Raw genomic sequence first — 1,105 nt, forward strand, 5'->3', positions numbered from 1 at the left:
ACGGCCCGAGGCGACGCTACCGGTGTTGCCGGTCAGGAGGTATCCGCCGGAGTCGTGCTCGCCCGTGCGGAGGAAGGAACCGTAGTCCTGGGCCATGGCGCCGGCGAAGACGCCGGTACGGGAGCCGCGCAGGCTCGCCGGGTCGATCCCGGCCCGCTCGAACACCTCCCAGGAGGTTTCCAGCAGCAGACGCTGCTGCGGGTCCATCGCCAGCGCCTCACGCGGCGAGACACCGAACAGCGCGGCGTCGAAGAGCGGAGCGTCGTAGACGAAGCCGCCCTCACGGACGTACGTGCGGCCGGGTGTCCCCGGCTCGGGGTCGTAGAGGGCATCCAGGTCCCAGCCACGGTCGGCCGGGAACGCGCCTATCGCGTCACCGCCCTCGCGCACCAGCCGCCACAGGTCCTCCGGCGAACCGACCCCACCCGGGAAACGGCACGCCATGCCGACGATGACCACCGGGTCGTCGCCGACGGCGACCGGCGCCGGGAGCGGTGCCTCGTTCGCGGGCTCGGCGCCGCCGACCAGCTCGGTCGTGATGTGCCGGACGAGGGCGGCCGGCGTGGGGTGGTCGAAGACCAGAGTGGCGGGCAGCCGCATACCGGTGGCGGAGTTGAGGCGGTTCCGCAGTTCCACCGAGGTCAGGGAGTCGAAACCAAGGTCCTTGAAGGTCTGCTCCAACTCGACCCGGTGCGAGGAGCCGTGACCCAGGACGGCGGCGGCCTGCGTCGACACGAAGTCCCGCAGGAAGCGCTCCCGGTCGACGGCGGGCAGCGCCAGCAGCCGCTCCCGCAGGTCGGTGCCGCCCCGTCCTTCCACGTGCTCGGCCTTACGGCGGCCCCGCGCACGGACGAGGGCACGCAGCAGCGCCGGAACGTCCTCTTGGGTACGGCGGCGGAGCACCTCGAGGTCCAGGTCGACCGGCAGGACGACGGCCCGCTGCAGACCGCCACCCAGTTCCAGCGCCGCGTCCAGGAGCCCGAGGCCCCGTTCGGGGGCGAGCGGGAGCATGCCGGCCCGCGCGAGACGCCGTAGGTCGGCCTCGGAGAGTTCCGCCGTCATTCCGGCGCCGGGCGCCCAGGGTCCCCAGGCGAGCGCGGTGGCG

At 73.5% G+C, this 1,105-nt stretch carries 1 protein-coding gene; it reads right to left on the reverse strand.

The features are described 5' to 3' along the window. On the reverse strand, positions 1–1,062 hold a 1,062-nt coding region (locus AC5WRT_RS38900; RefSeq protein WP_496101099.1), incomplete at its 3' end, for an acyl carrier protein. Between the last annotated feature and the right edge of the window lie 43 nt (positions 1,063–1,105).

This window comes from Streptomyces sp. NTD91, from assembly GCF_059510455.1.